The sequence below is a fragment of the Vibrio sp. 10N.261.54.A5 genome, assembly GCF_041471145.1.
Taxonomy (GTDB): domain Bacteria; phylum Pseudomonadota; class Gammaproteobacteria; order Enterobacterales; family Vibrionaceae; genus Vibrio; species Vibrio crassostreae_C.
In genome coordinates this window covers 26,625-43,387 of the sequence record NZ_JBFRNU010000058.1, presented here as the reverse complement: position 1 = coordinate 43,387, position 16,763 = coordinate 26,625, and the positions used below count along the sequence as shown (strand labels likewise).

General features: G+C 44.1%; 16 protein-coding genes. 10 read left to right on the top strand and 6 right to left on the bottom strand.

What is annotated here, in order from left to right; all coding sequences use genetic code 11:
• Positions 1-32 precede the first annotated feature (32 nt).
• The 4 genes from AB4329_RS18055 to AB4329_RS18040 all read right to left on the bottom strand — a co-directional run bounded on the left by AB4329_RS18055 (position 33) and on the right by AB4329_RS18040 (position 3,780).
• A complete protein-coding gene (locus tag AB4329_RS18055) occupies positions 33-1,391 on the bottom strand; it encodes an AmpG family muropeptide MFS transporter (RefSeq protein ID WP_372138958.1) in 1,359 nt (452 codons plus the stop codon).
• Positions 1,392-1,444: 53 nt separating this feature from the next.
• Positions 1,445-1,993, bottom strand: a complete 549-nt coding sequence (locus tag AB4329_RS18050) for a peptidylprolyl isomerase (protein ID WP_017059906.1) — start codon at positions 1,991-1,993, stop codon at positions 1,445-1,447.
• Entirely contained in the window at positions 1,993-2,562 is a 570-nt protein-coding gene (locus AB4329_RS18045) for a YajG family lipoprotein (RefSeq protein ID WP_017059907.1), read from the bottom strand. Before AB4329_RS18045 ends, AB4329_RS18050 begins: the two co-directional genes overlap by 1 nt.
• A gap of 66 nt (positions 2,563-2,628) precedes the next feature.
• Positions 2,629-3,780, bottom strand: a complete 1,152-nt coding sequence (locus AB4329_RS18040) for a methyltransferase (protein WP_017068516.1) — start codon at positions 3,778-3,780, stop codon at positions 2,629-2,631.
• Positions 3,781-3,954: 174 nt separating this feature from the next.
• Between AB4329_RS18040 and bolA the strand changes: the two genes are divergently transcribed.
• From bolA to nqrM, 9 genes are all read left to right on the top strand, one after another.
• Positions 3,955-4,263, top strand: a complete 309-nt coding sequence (gene bolA, locus AB4329_RS18035; protein ID WP_017064186.1) for a transcriptional regulator BolA — start codon at positions 3,955-3,957, stop codon at positions 4,261-4,263.
• A gap of 521 nt (positions 4,264-4,784) precedes the next feature.
• Complete coding sequence (locus AB4329_RS18030) at positions 4,785-6,125, top strand: Na(+)-translocating NADH-quinone reductase subunit A (protein WP_372138956.1); 1,341 nt, start codon at positions 4,785-4,787, stop codon at positions 6,123-6,125.
• 5 nt (positions 6,126-6,130) lie between these two features.
• Positions 6,131-7,375, top strand: a complete 1,245-nt coding sequence (locus tag AB4329_RS18025; protein WP_010439046.1) for an NADH:ubiquinone reductase (Na(+)-transporting) subunit B — start codon at positions 6,131-6,133, stop codon at positions 7,373-7,375.
• Positions 7,365-8,132 (top strand): Na(+)-translocating NADH-quinone reductase subunit C, encoded by a 768-nt coding sequence (locus AB4329_RS18020; protein ID WP_017059911.1) that lies wholly within the window; start codon positions 7,365-7,367, stop codon positions 8,130-8,132. The genes AB4329_RS18025 and AB4329_RS18020 overlap by 11 nt, the downstream gene beginning before the upstream one ends.
• Positions 8,132-8,764 (top strand): NADH:ubiquinone reductase (Na(+)-transporting) subunit D, encoded by a 633-nt coding sequence (locus tag AB4329_RS18015; RefSeq protein ID WP_008223083.1) that lies wholly within the window; start codon positions 8,132-8,134, stop codon positions 8,762-8,764. The genes AB4329_RS18020 and AB4329_RS18015 overlap by 1 nt, the downstream gene beginning before the upstream one ends.
• A gap of 7 nt (positions 8,765-8,771) precedes the next feature.
• Complete coding sequence (gene nqrE / locus AB4329_RS18010; RefSeq protein WP_009848375.1) at positions 8,772-9,368, top strand: NADH:ubiquinone reductase (Na(+)-transporting) subunit E; 597 nt, start codon at positions 8,772-8,774, stop codon at positions 9,366-9,368.
• A gap of 29 nt (positions 9,369-9,397) precedes the next feature.
• Complete coding sequence (gene nqrF, locus AB4329_RS18005) at positions 9,398-10,624, top strand: NADH:ubiquinone reductase (Na(+)-transporting) subunit F (RefSeq protein ID WP_017631923.1); 1,227 nt, start codon at positions 9,398-9,400, stop codon at positions 10,622-10,624.
• 174 nt (positions 10,625-10,798) lie between these two features.
• Complete coding sequence (locus tag AB4329_RS18000) at positions 10,799-11,803, top strand: FAD:protein FMN transferase (RefSeq protein ID WP_017059913.1); 1,005 nt, start codon at positions 10,799-10,801, stop codon at positions 11,801-11,803.
• A gap of 16 nt (positions 11,804-11,819) precedes the next feature.
• Positions 11,820-12,074 carry a (Na+)-NQR maturation NqrM gene (nqrM, locus tag AB4329_RS17995; RefSeq protein ID WP_009848378.1) on the top strand — a complete coding sequence of 85 codons (255 nt, stop codon included), beginning with the start codon at positions 11,820-11,822 and terminating at the stop codon, positions 12,072-12,074.
• Between the two features lie 135 nt (positions 12,075-12,209).
• Here nqrM and AB4329_RS17990 read toward each other — a convergent pair whose 3' ends face one another.
• Entirely contained in the window at positions 12,210-13,448 is a 1,239-nt protein-coding gene (locus AB4329_RS17990; RefSeq protein ID WP_102333772.1) for a response regulator, read from the bottom strand.
• A 164-nt stretch (positions 13,449-13,612) separates the two neighbouring features.
• Here AB4329_RS17990 and dinB point away from each other — a divergent pair, with 164 nt between their 5' ends.
• The gene (dinB, locus tag AB4329_RS17985) at positions 13,613-14,689 is read left to right on the top strand and encodes a DNA polymerase IV (RefSeq protein WP_017071277.1); all 1,077 of its coding nucleotides are present in this window, start codon (positions 13,613-13,615) and stop codon (positions 14,687-14,689) included.
• A gap of 64 nt (positions 14,690-14,753) precedes the next feature.
• Here dinB and AB4329_RS17980 read toward each other — a convergent pair whose 3' ends face one another.
• A complete protein-coding gene (locus AB4329_RS17980) occupies positions 14,754-16,688 on the bottom strand; it encodes an ATP-dependent DNA helicase RecQ (RefSeq protein ID WP_372138954.1) in 1,935 nt (644 codons plus the stop codon).
• Between the last annotated feature and the right edge of the window lie 75 nt (positions 16,689-16,763).

Here is a 16,763-nt window from a genome sequence, read left to right as displayed (position 1 = left end):
GCTACCCTCTTCTTATTTGTTTTCTTTTACTCTTATTCGTGGTTGTTTTTGGCTTTTTCTAATAAATCAGTGAAAAAGTGGCGTAACGAGTAGAGCATGATCAAACTTGGAATCACCATAAGTGCGGTCAGTATAAAGAAGGTTGACCAATCATTGAGGTAATCGACCAATTCACCACTAAATGAAGCCAGTGTTGTTCGACCGAAGTTACCCAAGGATGCGAGTAATGCATATTGGGTTGCAGAGAAGGCCTGCCCGGTTAATAGTGTTAAGAAAGAGACAAACGCTACGGTTGAAAACGCAGTTGTAAAGTTATCGACAATGATGGTTGCCAAGAACAAGGTTTCACTCGGGCCAGTGTGAGCGATCCACGCAAACATTAGATTACTGGCCGCCATTGCCACACCGCCGATCATCAGTCCGCGTACAATACCGAATTTCACATTGAAGACACTGCCTACCAAAGTGAAGAATATCGTCGCACCCCAACCAATTAACTTGGAGTAGTGGCCGATTTGTTCATTGCTAAAGCCGATCTCTTTATAGAAGGGAATCGACATTCTGCCTAAGAAGGCCTCACCTATCTTAAACAGGAATACGAACAGCAGTAGGGTGATGGCAACTTGAACTCCGTTTCGTTTGAAGAAGTCATAAAACGGTTCTAACACGGTAACACTGAACCAAGCCACGACTTTCGAACCGACAACCTTATTGTGGCGTTGCTGAGCCTGTTCTTGCAGGGCTTCGCGTTGTGTATTTGGCTCTCCGACAAAAAGAGTAAACAGCATTAGTACGATAACGACGCCTGCCATTCCGTAATACACGCCATTCCAACCGATTGAGTCTGCGTTAATAAAGGCAAGGTAGCCTGGTAGAGAATACCCCGTCCACCAACCAATTACGGCCATTGCAGAAGCTTGCGGCAGTTTTGATGCTTCGGATTTTGGGAAGGTATCAATACGAAATGCATCAATCGCGATGTCTTGCGTGGCTGAGGCAATGGCAATAGCGAGCGCCAACATTGAAGTAAACGCCAAGTTCTCTGCGGGATTGACGCCTGCGATGAATAAGGTACCGATTAAAACAATGGATTGGCAGAAAAAGATCCAACTGCGTCGCTGGCCGAGTATTGCGTGAAGCACCGGCAGTTTTACTCGGTCTACCAATGGTGCCCATAGAAAGTTAATCGCATACACGGCAAACACACTGCCAAAGTAGCCGATGGCAGCACGCGTTAAACCTGCATCTTTTAGCCAACCAGACATATTGGATCCAATAAGAACCCATGGGAAGCCACTCGAACAGCCGAGCATAAACACCCAAAGTAGGCGTTTATCTAGGTAGCTGCGGAAAGTCTGCATCCAAGAAAGAGAGGGAGTGCCTGATGACATAGGGCGTCCTTGTGTAGAAAAACGCCCTTAAGAAATAAGGGCGTTAGATTGGATTACTTAAGAAGGGTCACTTTAGTGATGACGATTGGGTCAACTGGTATGTCTGACATGCGGCCCATTCGCTTGGTTGGAATCGTTGCCATCTTTTGAACAACATCAAAACCTTCAGTTACTTTGCCGAATACAGCGTAGCCTGGGTTGCTACCTTTTGCGTTCAAGAAGTCATTATCAGAGAAGTTAATGAAGAACTGACGAGTTGCAGAATCTGGCGCATTAGTACGAGCCATCGCGATTGTTGCTGTATCGTTCTTCAAGCCATTGCTGCCTTCATTCTTGATAGGAGCGTAAGTTGCTTGTTGATTCATCTCTTGATCGAAGCCGCCACCTTGAGCCATAAAGCCAGGAATAACACGGTGGAAGATAGTGCCTTCGTAGCTGCCGTCAGCAACGTATTTTAGGAAGTTCTCCGCACTAACCGGTGCTTGTTCTTGGTTAAGCTCAATAGTGAAGTCGCCTAATGTTGTTTCCACGTTTACTTTAGGACCAGCCCAAACGCTCACGCTCACTAGCATTAATGCGATAGAAGATAAAATACGACCCATTAGAAACGTTCCTTCATGTAAGTTTGTAGCTCTTGGTCGTTAGCGATCTCAGTAAGAACCAAGTTGATCACGTCATTAAGAACCATAGAGATGTCGTCGTTAGATGCACTCAATGCACCAGTGCGTGTTGCAGTGCCGTTGAATGTTTTAACTAGTTTGCCTTCAGGCGTTTCAGCCGTAACTTCAAGCGTTACTTTACCGTCCATTTTGTTTTCCATAATGGTGTGCTCTACGGTAACGAGTGCTTCTTGAATCTCTAAAACAATCGAGTTTTCACTGTTTACGCTCGCACGAAAACCTTGAGACTCTAACTGCTGTGCAACAGCATTTTCTAGAGAAATACGCATGTTTTGCTTAGCGTGAATTGGCTGAATGTTTGAACGGCCACTATCAACCAATGCAACATATTGAGCGGCACGAACATCTTTACTGGTTAGTGTGTATGTTTTGCCTTGTACAAGGTTGCTTGAGCTTAGTGAAGCTTCTGGCATTACATTGATCTGTTCTTGCTGAGGGGCTGAACATGCTGTCAAAGCCATAATAGAAGCAGCCAAAATCAGTTTTTTCATTCCTTTATCCTTTCTAAATTCACACCAGAAGCTCGGTATCTTAAATTCTTGTGAAGTCGTTTCTGCTTATTTATTAAAATTCGCAGGTTCTCTTGTTGCTTGTAATATCTCAAATTTTTGGTTTAGTTCAAGCGTTTCAACGTTAGCTTCACCAAATAGTCTTGCTAGTTTGACATCGTATCCGAGGTGTCGGTTGCCAATAACAATTAATTTGCCTCCGTTGCTAAGAACATGCTTTGCATCACAGAACATTTGCCATGCAATGTGGTCTGTAATCGCTTGTTGCTGGTGGAACGGAGGATTACACATAACTAAGTAAGTGCTGTTCTTCTTGAAGCCATCTAGACAGTTGTTGGCGATGAACTGGAAGTTGCCTTCTTCACCAAGGTTATCCTTGACGTTTTGGCGCGCCGACTCCACCGCCATAAAGCTTTCATCCACACAGGTGATACGAGCTTGTGGGTTCAATTGCCCTGCTTTTACACTCAATACACCGTTGCCACAGCCTAGATCGATGATATGACGTAGCTCAGGATCTTGTGGGATGTGCTCTAGCATATAGCGAGCGCCTTGATCGAGTGCTTCCCCTGAGTAAACATTTGGTAAATTTTTCAGACGGATATCTTCACCGTCCACATCCCATTCAACAAAAGGCTCTACTGTTTGAATAGGCTGGCAGTTTGGAGACGAGAATACTAAGCGGTGTTTTTTCTTCGCTAGTGATGTTTTGGTTTCGCCTAGGTACTTTTCGAACAGGTTAAGCGTAGAAGTGTGAATCTCTTTTACCTTGTTGACGCCGATCACTTGGCAGCCTTCAGGCAATGCTTGGCGTAGCTGGCTCAGTTGCCAGATTAGGTGACGATTTGTTTTTGGCAGCTGCATGATCACAAGGTCGATACCGTGTGGGATATCATCCATCGTGTTCAAGAAGTTCACTCGGTTACTTTGATTGCGCTGCAAGTTTTTCAGGGCACCGCGATGAGAGATAAATGAGTCGCTCATCATGGTGACATCATGATCTTTCGAGAACCAAGCGGATAGGGCACCGAAGCTGTCGTTCATGATCAGGATGTGTTTGCCAGGTTCGAGGTTCATCTCTTCAACATGACTGATCAGGTATTCGTCGCCCGCATCCCAAGCTTGAAGGGTTTCATTTGAACGTTTCGGGAAACGATGTAAGGTTAAAGTTCTATCGTGAAGGGTAAGTTCGGTTTTCATTGCTTGAGATACTTATGTAAGAAATAACAAAGATATTGTCTCAAATGCAGGCTGAACAAGATAGAAAAAACTCAACCAAACCTACGCCATTCGCTATCAAATACTCAGACAGTCGACCGCTTAGGGTTTATACTCATCCCACGGATAATGCCAATACGTTATTAAGGAATCACAATGATCCAAGAAGTTATCGAAACAAAATTGCACAATGAGTTTTCACCAAGTCATTTAAACGTGGTTAATGAGAGCTATATGCACAATGTTCCGGCCGGTTCTGAGAGTCATTTTAAAGTGATTGTTGTCAGTGATGTGTTTGAAGGATTGCGTCTTATTGCTCGTCATCGAGCGGTAAATAAAGCTCTTTCAGAAGAGCTAGCGAATAATATTCACGCACTGTCCATTCACACTTATACAAAAGATGAATGGATGAAGCAGCTCGATAACGTGCCAGACAGCCCTATGTGTATGGGTGGTGGCAAGTAACACAGCGAGCATATTGACAAAAGGTGGTGATGCCGCCTTTTTTGTCGCCAAACCTATGTGTTTTTCGTTGTTATATCACTCAAACTGATGGCAATTTGAACGACTAAAAATACCTACAATGAGTAATGTTTTTATTAACAGTGTTTCAACATAACTCGTAAAATAATAGTTTGTGACAGAGTATTAATCTCTTGTTTAAAACACGTTTCAAAAGCCATTTTATCTGTGCGGCTCGTCAAATTTATACATATTTGAGAGTCCATATGCTTCAAATCTCACCAAATAAACGCGGTATTCAAGTTATTGGTCATGGCATCAAGTTGTCAAAAAATGCTAGAATACGGCACCTGATAAATCTCACATAATATTTGTGATGAGTTTATTAATGTAATGTTGCGATTTTGGTATCTCAAATTTACCAAAACCGGACACTGTAATGTCGTGTCTAAGGGCGATTTTAAAACGTCCTGAATTTACGCAATTAAAAGAATCTTTTTCCCGATAAAGTAGTGCAAGTGCGTATGATTACAATAAAGAAGGGTTTGGATCTTCCTATCGCAGGAACTCCATCCCAGGTGATTAATGATGGTAAGTCCATCACTAAAGTCGCCTTGCTTGGCGAAGAGTACGTTGGTATGCGTCCTACGATGCATGCTCGCGTTGGTGATGAAGTGAAGAAAGGCCAAGTTCTTTTTGCAGATAAAAAGAACCCAGGTGTTGTATTTACTTCTCCAGCAAGCGGTAAAGTTATTGAAGTGAACCGTGGTGCTAAGCGTGTTCTTCAATCAGTAGTGATTGAAGTAGCAGGCAATGAGCAAATCACGTTCAATAGCTATGAAGCTAACCAACTAGCAAGTATTGACCGTGAAACGGTTAAAGCTCAGTTAGTTGAGTCTGGCGCATGGACCGCTTTGCGAACTCGTCCGTTCAGCAAGGTTCCAGCAGTTGATTCTGAAACTCAGGCTATTTTCGTTACTGCTATGGATACTAATCCGCTAGCAGCTGAGCCAGAATTAATCATTAACGAGCAGTCTGATGCTTTCGTTGCTGGTTTAGATCTTCTTTCAACTCTGACTAACGGTAAAGTGTACGTTTGTAAAAAAGGTACTAGCTTACCTCGTTCAGCTCAGTCTAACGTTGAAGAACATGTTTTTGATGGCCCACACCCTGCAGGTCTTGCAGGCACGCATATGCATTACCTATATCCGGTAAATGCACAAAATGTAGCGTGGAGCATTAACTACCAAGACGTTATCGCATTCGGTAAGTTGTTCCTTACTGGTGAGATTTACTCTGAGCGTGTTGTTTCTCTGGCTGGTCCAGTAGTTAATAACCCACGCCTAGTTCGTACTCAAATTGGTGCTAGCCTTGAAGAGTTGACGGACAGCGAGTTGATGCCAGGTGAAGTTCGCCTGATCTCAGGTTCAGTATTATCTGGTGTTCACGCTTCAGGTCCACATGCTTACCTTGGCCGTTACCATCAACAGGTTTCGGTTCTTCGTGAAGGTCGTGATAAAGAGCTATTTGGCTGGGCTATGCCTGGTAAGAACAAGTTCTCTGTTACTCGTTCATTCCTTGGTCACGTGTTTAAAGGTCAGTTGTTCAACATGACAACGACAACAAACGGTAGTGATCGCTCTATGGTTCCAATTGGTAACTACGAGAAAGTAATGCCATTAGATATGGAGCCTACTTTGCTGCTTCGCGATCTATGTGCTGGCGACGTTGATAGTGCACAAGCACTTGGTGCGCTAGAGCTAGATGAAGAAGATTTAGCACTGTGTACCTTTGTATGTCCTGGTAAGTACGAGTACGGTCAGTTACTTCGTGAATGCCTAGATACAATTGTGAAGGAAGGGTAATTTTCATGGGCCTTAAAAAGTTTATTGAAGACATCGAGCATCATTTTGAACCAGGTGGTAAACACGAAACGTGGTTTGCGCTTTACGAAGCTGCAGCAACACTTTTCTACACACCAGGTACAGTTACAAAGAAAAGCTCGCATGTCCGTGATAGCGTTGACTTAAAACGTATCATGATCATGGTTTGGCTTGCGGTATTCCCAGCAATGTTCTGGGGTATGTACAACGCAGGTGGTCAAGCTATTGCAGCACTAAACCACATGTATTCAGGTGCAGAACTAGTTTCTATCATTGATGGTAACTGGCACTACTGGCTAACCGAAATGCTTGGAGCCTCCTTAGGAGCCGATGCAGGTTGGGGCAGTAAGATGCTCTTGGGTGCGACTTACTTCTTACCTATCTACGCGACGGTCTTTATCGTTGGTGGTTTCTGGGAAGTACTGTTCTGTATGGTGCGTAAGCACGAAGTTAACGAAGGTTTCTTTGTTACTTCTATCTTGTTCGCGCTTATTGTTCCGCCAACACTTCCTCTATGGCAAGCTGCACTAGGTATTACCTTCGGTGTTGTTGTTGCTAAAGAGATTTTTGGTGGTACGGGTCGTAACTTCCTAAACCCTGCACTTGCTGGCCGTGCGTTCCTGTTCTTTGCATATCCTGCACAGATTTCAGGTGACGTAGTTTGGACTGCAGCTGACGGTTTCTCTGGTGCAACTGCGCTTAGCCAATGGGCTCAAGGCGGTGGTAGTGCACTAATGAATACAGTATCTGGTGAGACGATCACTTGGATGGATGCGTTCATTGGTAACATCCCAGGTTCTATCGGTGAAGTATCAACGCTTGCACTTATGATCGGTGCTGCAATGATTGTATACATGGGCATTGCTTCATGGCGCATCATTGCTGGTGTAATGATCGGTATGATTGCTGTATCAACATTGTTTAACGTGATCGGTTCTGACACTAATGCAATGTTCAGCATGCCTTGGCACTGGCATCTAGTTTTAGGTGGCTTCGCATTTGGTATGTTCTTCATGGCAACAGACCCTGTATCAGCGTCATTTACCAACGGTGGTAAATGGTGGTACGGCATCCTAATCGGCGCAATGTGTGTAATGATTCGTGTAGTTAACCCTGCATACCCAGAAGGCATGATGCTTGCGATTCTATTCGCAAACCTATTTGCTCCTCTGTTTGACCACGTTGTAATCGAGAAGAACATTAAGCGGAGACTAGCGCGCTATGGCAAGTAATAACGATAGCATTAAAAAGACGCTGTTTGTTGTTATCGCATTGAGCCTAGTGTGCTCAATCATCGTTTCAACAGCTGCAGTTGTTCTTAAACCTAAGCAACAAGCTAACGCGGTTCTAGATCAGCAAACTAAGATCCTTGAAGTTGCGGGCATTGAACTTGCGGGTAATATCCCTGAACTGTACGCAGAGAACATTGAACCTCGTCTAGTTGATTTCGCTACTGGCGATTTCGTTGACGGCGATGCTGCTGCATACGACCAACGTAAAGCGGCAAAAGATCCAGCTCAGTCAATCAAGCTTTCAGCTGAAGATGACATCGCTAAGATCCTTCGTCGTGCTAACACGGGTACTGTATACCTTGTGAAAGATGGCGCTGAAACTTCTAAAGTTATCATCCCTGTTCACGGTAACGGTCTATGGTCAATGATGTACGCATTCGTTGCGGTAGAAACTGATGGCAACACAGTTTCTGGTATCACTTACTACGAGCAAGGTGAAACTCCTGGACTTGGTGGTGAAGTTGAGAACCCATCTTGGCGCGCTCAATTCGTTGGTAAGAAATTATTCGACGAAAACCACAAACCTGCTATTCAGGTTGTTAAAGGTGGCGCTCCTCAAGGTTCTGAGCACGGTGTAGATGGCCTTTCTGGTGCAACACTGACTAGCGTTGGTGTTCAACATACATTTGACTTCTGGTTAGGTGATATGGGCTTTGGTCCGTTCCTAGCAAAAGTTCGTGACGGAGGTCTGAACTAATGTCTAGTGCAAAAGAAATTAAAAAGAGCATCTTAGCGCCGGTGTTGGACAACAACCCAATCGCGCTACAGGTTCTTGGTGTGTGTTCTGCTCTTGCGGTAACCACTAAGCTAGAAACAGCATTTGTTATGACTATCGCGGTAATGTTCGTTACTGCTCTGTCTAACTTCTTCGTTTCTTTGATCCGTAACCACATTCCTAACAGTGTGCGTATCATCGTTCAGATGGCAATTATCGCATCACTAGTAATCGTGGTAGACCAAGTGCTTAAAGCATACCTATACGATATCTCTAAGCAGCTATCTGTATTCGTAGGCCTAATCATTACTAACTGTATTGTAATGGGTCGTGCTGAAGCATTCGCAATGAAGTCTGCGCCAATCCCATCTCTAATCGATGGTCTTGGTAACGGTCTTGGTTACGGTTTCGTTCTTATCACTGTTGGTTTCTTCCGTGAGCTTCTAGGCTCTGGCAAACTATTTGGTATGGAAGTACTACCTCTAGTGAGCAACGGTGGTTGGTATCAGCCAAACGGCTTGATGCTTCTAGCACCTTCTGCATTCTTCCTAATTGGTTTCTTGATTTGGGCAATTCGTGTGTTCAAACCAGAACAAGTAGAAGCGAAGGGGTAAGGTAGTCATGGAACATTATATTAGTCTGCTAGTTAAATCGATTTTCATCGAAAACATGGCGCTTTCTTTCTTCCTAGGTATGTGTACATTCCTAGCGGTATCTAAGAAAGTTAAAACTTCTTTTGGTCTTGGTGTTGCGGTAGTTGTAGTACTTACAATCGCTGTTCCTGTAAACAACCTTGTTTACACACACATCCTGAAAGAAAACGCGCTTGTTGAAGGTGTCGATTTAAGTTTCCTTAACTTCATCGCATTCATCGGTGTTATCGCGGCACTTGTACAAATCCTAGAGATGGTTCTAGACCGTTTCTTCCCACCTTTGTACAACGCACTAGGTATCTTCCTTCCACTGATCACAGTTAACTGTGCAATCTTTGGTGGTGTATCTTTCATGGTAACTCGTGACTACAACTTTGCTGAATCTGTTGTTTACGGCTTCGGTTCTGGTGTGGGTTGGATGTTAGCTATCGTTGCTCTTGCGGGTATCCGTGAGAAGATGAAGTACTCTGACGTACCTCCAGGTCTTCGTGGCCTTGGTATCACGTTCATTACTGTTGGTCTGATGGCGTTAGGCTTTATGTCTTTCTCTGGTGTTCAACTGTAGGGTAAGCACCCAGTAATAAGGAATAACAAATGCAAAGCATTATTCTTGGCGTAGCGATGTTTACCATTATTGTATTGGCTCTAGTACTAGTGATTCTTTTCGCTAAATCTAAGCTAGTACCATCAGGTGACATCACTATTGCTGTAAACGGCGACCCTGAAAAGGCGATCGTTACTCAACCTGGTAGCAAGCTACTTGGTGCCCTAGCTGGCGCTGGTATCTTCGTATCTTCTGCTTGTGGTGGCGGTGGCTCTTGTGGTCAGTGTCGTGTAAAAGTTAAGTCTGGTGGTGGCGACATCCTTCCAACTGAACTTGATCACATCACAAAAGGTGAAGCTCGCGAAGGCGAACGTCTTGCATGTCAAGTTGCTATGAAAACTGACATGGAGATTGAACTAGACGAAGATATCTTTGGTGTTAAAAAGTGGGAATGTACTGTTATCTCGAATAACAACGAAGCTACTTTCATCAAAGAACTTGCTCTAGCGATCCCTGAAGGTGAAGAAGTTCCGTTCCGCGCGGGTGGTTACATTCAGATTGAAGCTGAACCACATCACGTGAAATACGCAGATTACGATATTCCTGAGGAATACCGTGGTGACTGGGATAAGTTCAACTTGTTCCGTTACGAATCTATCGTTAAAGAGCATTCGATCCGTGCTTACTCTATGGCTTCATACCCAGAAGAGAAAGGCATCATCAAGCTTAACGTGCGTATCGCAACTCCGCCGCCAAACAACCCTGACGTAGCTCCTGGTGTGATGTCTTCATACATCTGGTCTCTTAAAGAAGGCGACAAATGTACTATTTCTGGTCCATTTGGTGAGTTCTTTGCTAAAGACACAGACAATGAAATGGTATTCATCGGTGGTGGTGCAGGTATGGCGCCAATGCGTTCACATATCTTCGACCAACTTAAGCGTCTTAACTCTACTCGTAAGATGTCTTACTGGTACGGTGCACGTTCTAAGCGTGAGATGTTCTACATTGAAGATTTCGATGGCCTAGCGGCTGCAAACGAGAACTTCGTGTGGCACTGTGCTCTGTCTGATCCTCAACCAGAGGACAACTGGGACGGTTACACTGGTTTCATCCACAATGTACTGTACGAAAACTACCTGAAGGATCACGAAGCTCCTGAAGATTGTGAGTACTACATGTGTGGTCCACCGATGATGAACGCTGCTGTTATCGGCATGCTGAAAGATCTTGGTGTAGAAGATGAAAACATCCTACTAGATGACTTCGGTGGTTAATCCACTTAAGTGATTGATATTATGGCTGACTCCTACGAGTCAGCCATTTGTTTTTCTAAGACAGCTTTTGACAACATACTGGCTTATATAAGAAAGAGTAAGGCATTCAAAATACCTATTTTTTACTCTTATTTTTCCTTATATAAATCCTCAACATTAGACAGGAGTAAGCAAGTGAGAATTTGGCTTGTTGCATTAACTTCTTTGATTTTTCTTGCGGGCTGTGAGCAGTCAAGAGAGCAAGTGCATTTGAGTGGCCCAACGATGGGCACGAGTTACAATATTAAATACATCAATGGTGATGAATTTCCTGAGTCTAATGAAGTTCATACAGAGATCGATCGTCTACTTGAAGAAGTAAACGACCAGATGTCGACTTACCGTGAAGATTCCGAATTAAGCCGTTTCAACCAGCATAAAGGTGCGGATGCGTTCGAAGTATCTGAGCAAACAGCGACGGTTGTGAAAGAAGCGATTCGTTTGAACGGTCTTACTGAAGGAGCTCTGGATGTAACGGTTGGTCCGTTAGTTAACTTATGGGGTTTTGGTCCTGAAGCTCGTCCTGAAGTTGTGCCATCAGATGAAGAGCTGGCGGCTCGCAAGGCTAAGATTGGTATCCATCATCTTAGTGTTGAAGGCAACATGTTGAAGAAAGACCTACCTAACCTGTATGTCGATCTATCCACGATTGCAAAAGGTTGGGGTGTTGACGTCGTCGCTGACTACCTTGATTCTATCGGTATTCACAACTACATGGTTGAAGTTGGTGGCGAAATTCGTCTGAAAGGTTTAAACCGTGAGAACGTGGGCTGGCGTATCGCGATTGAGAAACCAAGCGTTGATGAGCGTAATATCCAAGAGATCATCGAGCCGGGTGATATGGCTATCGCAACCTCTGGTGATTACCGTAACTATTTTGAACGTGATGGTGTTCGTTACTCACACATCATCAACCCTGAAACAGGAAAGCCTCTTCACCATAAAGTGGTTTCTGTGACTGTTTTAAACCCGTCTTCAATGACTGCAGACGGCTTATCTACGGGCCTTATGGTCTTAGGTGAGGAAAAAGGAATGGAAGTCGCAAACCAACATAACATCCCAGTGTTCATGGTGGTAAAAACAGCAGATGGCTTTAAAGAAATTGCTTCTGAAGCATTTAAGCCATACTTAGGTAAATAAGGTAAGCGAGATAATTATGAATACATTTCTGATTACATTTGGTGTTTTTCTTGCAGTAATCGCAGCGATGTCAATTGGCTACATTATCCAAAAGAAAGTTGTGAAAGGTAGCTGTGGCGGTTTGGGTGCTGTTGGTATTGATAAAGTATGTAACTGCCCTGAACCTTGTGACGCGCGTAAGAAGCGTGAAGCACGTGAAGCTTACCGTGAAGAGAAGCTGGCTGAGCGTCAACAAAAAGAAGCGGCTTGGAGTAAAGACCGTATCGCTTAATTGGTGACAGTCATAGGGGATAGAGTTATCTATGCCCTCAAATTGAAAAGCTCAAGATTATCGTCTTGAGCTTTTTTAGTTTTGAGGTCTAGCAATTAATCTTGGTATACCAAAAATGGAAACAGAGGCGAATGACTATTGTTCGATTTGCATGCTGTTACGCGCAAACACTAGTTGGTTTCTACCTTGCTCTTTTGCCGTATAAAGAAGCTCATCAGCGGCTTTGATCTGCTCATCTAGCTTCGCGTCTAAATCGGTTACGCCGATACTGATACTGACCTTGATTCTTTGAGAGTCATGCTCAACAACATGGCTTTCAATGGCTTCTCTCATGGACTCTAAGTTGTCAACAAAGCTCTCAAACGAACCACACGACTGAATACAAAACTCTTCGCCACCGAAGCGTACAGCAACATCATCTTTAAAATGGTCTTTGATGATCTTGCCGACTTCCACGAGGACTGCATCACCACCATCGTGACCGTAGGTGTCGTTCACTTTCTTGAAGAAGTCGATATCCATCATGGCTATACTGCGCTGCTCACAACCTTTACATGTTTGATTGAACAGGTAACGACGGTTCCATAAGCCAGTAAGAGCATCCTCGTTGGCATGTCGAAATAGCTCGTTGGCCGCTTCTTTCATATCAAGCAGTTGATGGATACGGCAAAAAAATTCTTCTTGGTTAAAAGGCTTGTAAAGGAAGTCGTTAGCCCCCGCTTTAAGGAATCGAGCTGTCATGGTGCGATCATCGCTGCCTGATAACCCTAGAATAGCCAACTGGTTTCTGTCGTGATCGCGTCGTATCTCACGGATCATCGCTATACCGTCTTTCTTCGGCATATCATGGTCTGTAACAACGAACGTAATATCGGGATCGTTATGAAGGAGCTTTAATGCTTGTTCGCCATCTTCGGCTTGGATAGTTTGGATATATTGGTGTTCTAGAAGTTGAGCTATGTAACGGCGAACGACCGCTGAATCATCGACAACCAATGCTTTGTGATGGCGATTATTCGAAATTCTTTGAACCAGGGGAAGTAGGTAGCTTACTGATGACATACTGTCTTTAAGTATGTAATCGATAACGCCTTTGGCTAGGACTTGCTCTCGCAGTTGATTGTCGAACATCCCGGTCAGGACAATGATTTTCTGTTGATAGCCTAAGACGAGATCAATGATCTCGCCGTCTTGGCCGTCAGGTAAACAGTAGTCGAGGACTGCACACAAGAAATCCGTTTCTTGCTCTAAGATCGCTTTGGCTTCTTCTACAGATTCCGCCAACGCAACTTCATAGCCATCGTTCTTAAATTGTTGGTAAAGATAGTTTCTGAATGCGCGACTATCCTCTACCACTAGTATTTTTTCACTCAAAAGCTATCCCTACTTATAGACTAAATACTCGTTAACAATAGTATCAGAAGAGCTCATGGCTATTGAAGAGAAACCTCTTTAGCTGGACTCGAGATCGTTTTAAATCTGATAATAATTGGATTATACTGTTTATAGATACAGTTGTAAGGTCGAGTGATTCCTAGATGTGTAGTGCGGGTGAAGAGAAAGTAAGAAAAATAATTCATGTTGATATGGATTGTTTTTACGCTGCTGTAGAAATGCGTGATAACCCTGCTTACCGAAATCGCCCGTTAGCTGTTGGTGGGCATGAAAAGCAACGTGGTGTTTTGAGTACCTGTAATTACGAAGCCCGCAAGTTTGGTGTTCGCTCTGCAATGCCGACCGGAAAAGCCCTGCAGCTTTGTCCTAATCTATTGGTTGTGCCGGGAAGAATGTCGGTCTATGTCGAGATATCTAAAAAGATCCGTGAAATCTTCTCTCGATACACATCAATCATTGAACCACTTTCCTTGGATGAAGCTTTCCTTGATGTCACCGATTCTAAGCGGTGTCACGGTTCAGCAACACTTATTGCCGAGTCTATTCGCCGTGATATTTGGAACGAACTGAACCTGACAGCTTCTGCAGGAATTGCACCGATTAAATTCTTGGCGAAAGTGGCCTCAGATCTGAATAAGCCCAATGGTCAGTTTGTTATCCCTCCACAAGACGTGCAATCAGTGATCGATGAGCTACCACTTGAAAAGATTCCCGGTGTTGGCAAGGTGAGCATTGAAAAGCTGCATCAAGCAGGTTTCTTTACTTGTAAGGATATTAAAGAGTCTGACTATCGAGACCTCCTACTCAAGTTTGGCCGTCAAGGTGCATCACTCTGGAAGCGCAGTCATGGCATTGATGATCGAGAAGTTATCATCGAGCGCGAGCGAAAATCGGTAGGCGTAGAGCGCACCTTCACTCAAAATATTTCAACTTACGCTGAATGTTGGCAGGTAATCGAAGACAAGCTATTTCCTGAACTCGAGACTCGCTTAGAAAAGGCTAGTCCAAGCAAAGCGATCATCAAGCAGGGCATTAAGCTCAAGTTCGCCGATTTTCAACAAACCACGATTGAGCACATCCACGCCTCTCTCGATCGTGAACACTTCAAAGAGCTGCTTAGTGAAATACTGAAAAGACAACAAGGGCGAGAGATACGCCTACTTGGTTTAAGTGTAATGCTGCAACCCAAAGACCAAATGCGTCAGTTGAGCTTCTTTTAAAGATAATGAGTGAGATGAATACCGACTACGCTTCATAGCCTAGTCGGTTTTTTATAAGTAAGAATTACCTAGGAAGTTGTTTTACTCGCGCTAAGGTATCACTGAACGGTTGCTGCTCTAGCTTGCCGTAACCGACCATTTTACTGGCTTTGAGTTTGGTTGAAAGCGGGGTGGCTATTCCACATAAGAAGCGAGTAATTGCCTCGTCGGTAATCAGTTGTTGGCTAGCCGAAATAAACTCATGTATCCATGTCATCACCGTCTCATCATCGATAGGTTCAACATCAACGGTTGGTAAGATTGCCACTTCTCCTCGACATACAGAGCAGTGACCGCAGTTTGTTGGTGCTTTATCATCGGCAAAATAACTCGCAAGGCGTGAGCTTAGGCAAGTATCTGCCTCAAAGAAATTCAGCATTTGGTTAAGGCGGTTTATCTCGCTGTTTTCTTTTGCTTTAAACAACTCAGTTAGACGCTCTGACAGTTGCATCATATCTTCAGAAGTATTGTGGATCGCGTAGACATCGGTGATCTGCTTGCTCTCCAATTCAATCCAACCTTGTTCATTGAAGTAATCGATAGCTGCAATTACGCGCTGACGATCGGCTTGGAAGTGTGTCCAAAGCGCATCGAAGTCGATTTGGCACCACACTCTTGCTTGAGGAGAGCATTGGAAAATCGCTTCGACAAATTGACGACGTTCACTTTGAAATTGCTCTGTGATCTGCTGTTTCGGACGAATGAACTTAAATTTGTAGTCTGCGAAGTAGCTGTACTTGGGCTCAATCACACCTTCAATTTCGAGATACACCAGTAGTGTTTTTAGCGGTAACTGACGAATGTTGGATTCACGTGATAGTTGATTAAGCATGATCTCCCATTGATTCGAGCCAGAAGCGCCAATGTTTTGATTTTCGTAGATCTCTTTTAATACCGCTTGGATCGATATGTTGTCTGGCGTATCACCAAAAACGAAGTTCTCGAGTGTGCTTAAACCGTGTTTGTTAGCCAGTAAAATACATTCAGACGCTTGCCCATCTCGACCAGCTCTGCCGATCTCTTGTGAGTAGTTTTCGATCGATTTTGGTAAGTCAAAGTGAATCACTCGGCGAATGTTGGACTTATCCACGCCCATACCAAACGCGATAGTTGCGACGATACAGCTCACGTCATCATTCATGAATTGGTGTTGAATAGCATCTCTATTTTCAGGCTTAAGACCCGCATGGTAAGCCACTGCATTAACGCCAGCATTGCGAAGCTGCTGAGCCACCATCTCTGCCGTTTGTTGAAGGGTGACATAAACAATAGTCGGAGCGAGAGAAGCTTGGTTAACCACATTGCACAAGGTTTCTAGCTTACTGGTTTGTTCACAAGGTTGAATCGACAGATCGAGATTTTGACGATAGAAACCCGTAACCACAACGCGCTCCTCATCAATTTCAAACTTTGACTTCATATCTTGGATAACCGCTGTAGTCGCAGTGGCTGTCAGTAGTAGAACCTGAGGAATGTTGAGCTGTTTTTGGTATTGAGGAAGCTTCAGGTAGTCGGGTCTGAAGTTGTGTCCCCATTCTGAAATACAGTGCGCTTCATCGACCACAAGCAGTGAGATCGACACTTGGGAGATAAACTGACGAAAGCGTTCGTTCTTCAAGCGCTCGACGGAGATCATGAGGATCTTGGTGTCACCGTTACGCACTGACTGCATAACCTGCTGTGTGGTTTGTCGGTCTTGGCTTGATTCGATTGCCGCTGCGCTAATGCCTTTACTGTGCAGGAAAGCGAGTTGGTCTTTCATCAAGGCTAACAGTGGCGATATCACCAAGGTTAAGTGCGGTAACTCTAATGCTGGTAATTGATAGCACAGCGATTTACCTGAGCCTGTCGGGAATATCGCGGCAGTCGAGTGACCAGATAGAACGTTATCAATGACTTGCTTTTGCCCATTGCGCAGTGAGTCGAATCCGAATACTTGTTTTAGCTTCTGCTCAATCATTTATGTTCTACCTGAGTTATTAAGTGTCGTATTGATGCTAAAGCGGGCGCCCATTCATGATAGCGTCGCTTGATG

Excerpts from the sequence above, each read along its gene's own strand:
- AB4329_RS18055 (WP_372138958.1), bottom strand. The coding sequence starts at position 1,391 with ATGTCATCAGGCACTCCCTCTCTTTCTTGGATGCAGACTTTCCGCAGC.
- AB4329_RS18050 (WP_017059906.1), bottom strand. The coding sequence starts at position 1,993 with ATGGGTCGTATTTTATCTTCTATCGCATTAATGCTAGTGAGCGTGAGC.
- AB4329_RS18045 (WP_017059907.1), bottom strand. The coding sequence starts at position 2,562 with ATGAAAAAACTGATTTTGGCTGCTTCTATTATGGCTTTGACAGCATGT.
- AB4329_RS18040 (WP_017068516.1), bottom strand. The coding sequence starts at position 3,780 with ATGAAAACCGAACTTACCCTTCACGATAGAACTTTAACCTTACATCGT.
- bolA (WP_017064186.1), top strand. The coding sequence starts at position 3,955 with ATGATCCAAGAAGTTATCGAAACAAAATTGCACAATGAGTTTTCACCA.
- AB4329_RS18030 (WP_372138956.1), top strand. The coding sequence starts at position 4,785 with ATGATTACAATAAAGAAGGGTTTGGATCTTCCTATCGCAGGAACTCCA.
- AB4329_RS18025 (WP_010439046.1), top strand. The coding sequence starts at position 6,131 with ATGGGCCTTAAAAAGTTTATTGAAGACATCGAGCATCATTTTGAACCA.
- AB4329_RS18020 (WP_017059911.1), top strand. The coding sequence starts at position 7,365 with ATGGCAAGTAATAACGATAGCATTAAAAAGACGCTGTTTGTTGTTATC.
- AB4329_RS18015 (WP_008223083.1), top strand. The coding sequence starts at position 8,132 with ATGTCTAGTGCAAAAGAAATTAAAAAGAGCATCTTAGCGCCGGTGTTG.
- nqrE (WP_009848375.1), top strand. The coding sequence starts at position 8,772 with ATGGAACATTATATTAGTCTGCTAGTTAAATCGATTTTCATCGAAAAC.
- nqrF (WP_017631923.1), top strand. The coding sequence starts at position 9,398 with ATGCAAAGCATTATTCTTGGCGTAGCGATGTTTACCATTATTGTATTG.
- nqrM (WP_009848378.1), top strand. The coding sequence starts at position 11,820 with ATGAATACATTTCTGATTACATTTGGTGTTTTTCTTGCAGTAATCGCA.
- dinB (WP_017071277.1), top strand. The coding sequence starts at position 13,613 with ATGTGTAGTGCGGGTGAAGAGAAAGTAAGAAAAATAATTCATGTTGAT.
- AB4329_RS17980 (WP_372138954.1), bottom strand. The coding sequence starts at position 16,688 with ATGATTGAGCAGAAGCTAAAACAAGTATTCGGATTCGACTCACTGCGC.